Below are 4,357 nucleotides of genomic sequence, written 5' to 3'. Positions count from 1 at the left end.
TTTTGATCTGTAAGGCGACGTCGGAAGGCTGAGTGGAGGGATTGATCCGGGGGTGGGAGCGCAGCGACCGTTTGGCGCAGCCAAACACAGCGAGAGGAGGTGCAGCGAAGCAAACCGGAGGCGCTGCCCCCGGATCGATCCCGCAGCGAAGGAACCCCGAGCCCCAGCGAGCGGGCCGAACGTAGGAGCAAGCCTTTTTGGTTACTTTTTCGGCGTCTGGAAAAAGTGACCCGCCGTAAGGGCGGAACCCTAAGCAGCCGTCACCGCAGCAACGGATATGCCCCCAAACCCAATCAATCAATCAATCAATCAATCAATCAATCAATCAATCAACCGAACGCACACTACTCCGATACATAAACACCAAAGCCAACGCCAAACAAACCATCGCCAGAATCCGCGAACCAGAAAGCTCAATCGCCGGATTACCGAGCCAACCAAAATTATCGATCAACATCCCCATCCCCAACTGCCCGACAATCACCGCCACCGTCGCCACCGCCGTGCCAACCCGTGGCACCGCGCCGACCATGACAATCATGTACACCACGCCAAACAGCGCCCCGCTGAGCTGCCACTTCGGCACATCAAGCAACCCCACCGCATGCGCCGGTTCGAAAAACAAAATCAGCAACCCGGTCACCACCGCCCCAACGGCAAACGTCAGCAGACTGCTGCGCAACACCCCAACGGATTCACCCAAACGCCCATTGATCGCCGCCTGCACACTCAAAACCGCGCCTGCCGCGACGACCACGGCCAACAAAATAATCAGACTCATCATCAACCCCGAGCAATCAGAACAAGTGCCGCCACAATCAACCCCAACGCCAGCCAGCGCTCAGCGTTGACCTTCTTGCGCGCCGCGCCGAACCAGCCGAAATGGTCGATCAACACACTCTTGCCGACCTGCCCCGAGAGGATCGCGATCATCGTCATGGCAATGCCGATGTGCGGCGTGGCCAGCGTCAGTACCACCACGTAGATCGGCCCAAGAAAGCCGCCGATCAACTGCCAGCGCGGCAACGTGTTCAGCGCCGGGCCTTTCTGCGGGCCGGCGAATAGAAGCAGCAAAAACAGAATCGCCGAGCCCACGCCAAAAATGCTCAACGTCGCCCACAGGTGCCCGACCTGCACACCCAACGGCCCGAGCAACCCCGCCTCCACCGACAAGCCCATGCCCGCCAGAATCACCAGCGGCAGCAGCAACAAGCGCAACCATGACCTCGCCACCGGCGCTTCAACAGCCGCTTCATCCAACGTTTGCATAACCAACTTCCACAGATTAACGAAGGCGCGGATTATCGGCTGGTGTCGCTGTGCGATAAATGGGAGCATCCGGACAACACTTTTGCGCAACACGCACAGCAGGACAGACCATGCACGGGCTCAACGAACTCGGATTCAAGGCACTACGACTGTTTGTCGCCGTGCTCGACCACGGCAGCTTTTCCGAAGTCGCCCGTCGCGAAGGCGTGGCGCCCTCGTCGATCTCGCGGCAGATTCAGCTGATGGAACAGGCGCTCAATCAGCAATTGCTCTACCGTCACACCCGCGCCGTCACGCCCACCGAGGCCGGGCGCATGCTCGGCCATCATGCGCGGCTGGTGCTGGTGCAATTGGAGGAAGCCGAACAGGCGTTGCAGGAACAGCAAAGCGAACCCACAGGGCTGGTGCGCATCAACGCCCCCGTGGTGTTCGGCCAACGCCACCTGACCCCATGGCTGGGCCAGTTGTGCGCGCGCTATCCGAAGCTGCAACTGGATATCCAGCAGACCGACCACTACGTCGATCCGTTGCAGGAAGGCGCGGACTTGCTGTTTCGCATCGGCGCGCTGCACGACTCAAGCATGCAGGCGCGGATTCTGGCGCCGCACCGCTTTCAGGTCGCCGCCAGCCCGGCGTATCTCAAGCGCCACGGCACACCGCAACAGCCCGACGACCTCGCCCAGCACCAGTGCCTGGCCTACAAAGGCGCGGCCGGTCTGCAGCGCTGGTTTTTCCGCCGCGAGGGTGAGGACTGGACGCCCTACTCGGTGAAAGGCCCGATCACTGGCAACCACGCCGACACCCTCACCCAAGCTGCCGAACAGGGTTTGGGGCTGGTGATGTTTCCGTCGTGGTTGATTGGTGAAGCGGTGCGTGAAGGCACGCTGGTGCCGGTGCTGGGGGACTATCAGGTGTCGAACAGTCTGGAGCCGCAGCAGATTGCAGTGCTGTGGCCGGGGAGTCGCAGGCTGTCCGTGAAGGTGCGCACGGTCATCGACTTCTTCATTGAGTGCTTCGGCGAAGTGCCCTATTGGGATAGACCGAAGTAGATCAAACACCACAATCCCTGTGGGAGCTGGCTTGCCAGCGATGAGGCCGGAACATCTGACATTGATGTCGACTGACCGGACGCCATCGCTGGCAAGCCAGCTCCCACAAGGATTTATGTGGATCTGAACAGCGCGTCAGATGCGGAACTGGCCCACAAGTTTGCCCAAGCGCTGCCCCAGCTCAGCCAGACTCCGCGAGGTCTGCGCGCCCAACTGCGTTTCATCGGCGACGTTATCCACCGCCACCGCAATCTGATGCACGCTGCGGTTGATCTCTTCGGCCACCGCCGTCTGCTCTTCCGCCGCGCTGGCGATCTGCGCGTTCATTGAGTTGATCGTCGCAATCAACGAGGCCATCGCATCCAGCGAAGCCCCGGCCTGATTGGCCTGTTGCGAAGTGCCGTCACCAGCCTCGCTGGAGCGGCGCATCGCCTCGACCGCTTGCTGCGTGCCCGCCTGCAACCGATCGATCATGCCTTGAATTTCCTGGGTGCTGATCTGCGTGCGGCTGGCCAACGCCCGCACCTCGTCCGCGACCACGGCAAAGCCGCGTCCGGCCTCGCCAGCGCGCGCCGCTTCGATTGCGGCGTTCAGCGCCAGCAGGTTGGTCTGCTCGGCGATCGAACGAATCACCGCGAGCACGCCGACAATCGAACTCACGTCCTGCTGCAGACTGTCGAGTGACACACCGCTGCTGCGGATGTCATCGACCAGCGCATGAATCTGTTTGATGCTGCCGGCCACCACACGCTTGGCGCTCTGCCCTTCTTCGTCGGTCTGCTGGGCGGCGACGGCGGCGTTCTGCGCGCTCTTGGCCACTTCCTGTGCGGCGGCAGACATCTCGTTGATCGCCGTGGCAACCTGATCGGTCTCGTGGCGCTGACGCTCCATCGCTTGATCCGAGCGCTGCGCCTGATCTGAAACCTGCGTCACCAGCCCGGTGAGTTGCGTGGTCATTTCGGTGATCTGCCGCACCAGGCCGTGGATCTTGTCGACGAAGCGGTTGAACGAACCGGCCAGTTCGCCGAGTTCGTCCTGACTGGTGATGTTCAGGCGGCGGGTCAGATCGCCCTCACCTGCGGCGATGTCGTCGAGGTTGGCTTTCATCAACGTCAGCGGACGCAGAATGGTATTGGCTAGCAACATCCCCGCCGCCGCAATCACCAACAACACCACCACCGCCACGCCGACGATGCTCAGCACCACGCCTTGCATGCGCTCCTGCACCTGTGCTTCGACCAGCGCCACTTGCGCTTCGATGCCGTCGAGGTTGACCGAGGTGCCGACCGCCATGTCCCACCTCGCCAGGTATTCGGTGTAACCGAGTTTCGGCACCAGCACCTGCGCGTTGCCCGGCAGCGGCGAGCTGTATTGCAGATAGTGGGTGCCGTCCTTCGCGACTTTGACCAGCCCCTGGTTGACGTAAACGCCGTTGGGGTCGCGGTTGTCCTTGAAGCTTTTGCCCACGCCGTCGGGATCGTTGGCTTTGAACAGGCGCACGGTCTCGGAGTCGTAGCCGAAGAAGTAGCCATCCTTGCCGTAGCGAATGCCGGAGAGCAATTTGATCGCCTGCGCGCGTGCCTCGTTGTCACCGGGGGCGGCAGCGTCGTACAGCGGTTTGATCGTGGTCATGGCCACCGCAACGTAACTTTGCAGGGTGGCTTTGGCGTCGCTGAGCAGGCGCTCGCGGGTCTGTTCGACCTCTTTGTGTGCTTGTTCCTGGAGGATGAACAGCGTGGTCAGACTGATGACCAGCGCAAAGAGCAACACCGGAAGAACGGCGAGGGACAGGACTTTAGCCTTGAGGCTCAGGCGCATTGTAGGGGCTCACTCTTTTGATTTTATTGGCGTGGTTAAAGGCTTTAACGGCACGCAAAAGCAAAAGTTGAACCCGCAAAAAAAGATCGCAGCCTTCGGCTTTGAATTTTTTAACCATTTGGGAATACGACATGAGGATTCTCCTTGAGCACGCCAGGCGTTGCGCGTTCGCAACATGATTTCCCTGTGCCAGCATCAGCATTGTCGGCATTCCCCGTGCC

General features: G+C 60.9%; 4 protein-coding genes and 2 pseudogenes. 1 reads left to right on the top strand and 5 read right to left on the bottom strand.

Annotated elements, in window-relative coordinates; genetic code table 11:
• Window positions 1-325 precede the first annotated feature (325 nt).
• Window positions 326-781: a DMT family transporter gene (locus EJA71_RS22645; protein WP_158959742.1), complete on the bottom strand. Its 456-nt coding sequence runs from the start codon at window positions 779-781 to the stop codon at window positions 326-328.
• A 2-nt stretch (window positions 782-783) separates the two neighbouring features.
• On the bottom strand, window positions 784-1,269 hold the full coding sequence (locus tag EJA71_RS22640) for a DMT family transporter (protein ID WP_158959741.1): 486 nt from the start codon (window positions 1,267-1,269) through the stop codon (window positions 784-786).
• A gap of 110 nt (window positions 1,270-1,379) precedes the next feature.
• Here EJA71_RS22640 and EJA71_RS22635 point away from each other — a divergent pair, with 110 nt between their 5' ends.
• A complete protein-coding gene (locus EJA71_RS22635; protein WP_158959740.1) occupies window positions 1,380-2,318 on the top strand; it encodes a LysR family transcriptional regulator in 939 nt (312 codons plus the stop codon).
• 135 nt (window positions 2,319-2,453) lie between these two features.
• On the opposite strand, the pseudogene EJA71_RS27880 reads toward EJA71_RS22635, so the two are convergent.
• The 3 genes and pseudogenes from EJA71_RS27880 to EJA71_RS27445 all read right to left on the bottom strand — a co-directional run.
• Window positions 2,454-3,047 (bottom strand): annotated as a pseudogene (locus EJA71_RS27880) (methyl-accepting chemotaxis protein); the annotation flags it as partial.
• A 312-nt stretch (window positions 3,048-3,359) separates the two neighbouring features.
• Window positions 3,360-4,136, bottom strand: a pseudogene (locus tag EJA71_RS27875) (cache domain-containing protein); the annotation flags it as partial.
• Window positions 4,114-4,357 (bottom strand): hypothetical protein (locus EJA71_RS27445; RefSeq protein ID WP_218576490.1); only part of this gene is annotated, 244 nt, incomplete at its 5' end. The gene EJA71_RS27445 and the pseudogene EJA71_RS27875, both read right to left, overlap by 23 nt.

The sequence above is a fragment of the Pseudomonas sp. PB106 genome (assembly GCF_009764645.1).
GTDB lineage: Bacteria > Pseudomonadota > Gammaproteobacteria > Pseudomonadales > Pseudomonadaceae > Aquipseudomonas.
This window is presented reverse-complemented; position numbering and strand designations above follow the sequence as displayed.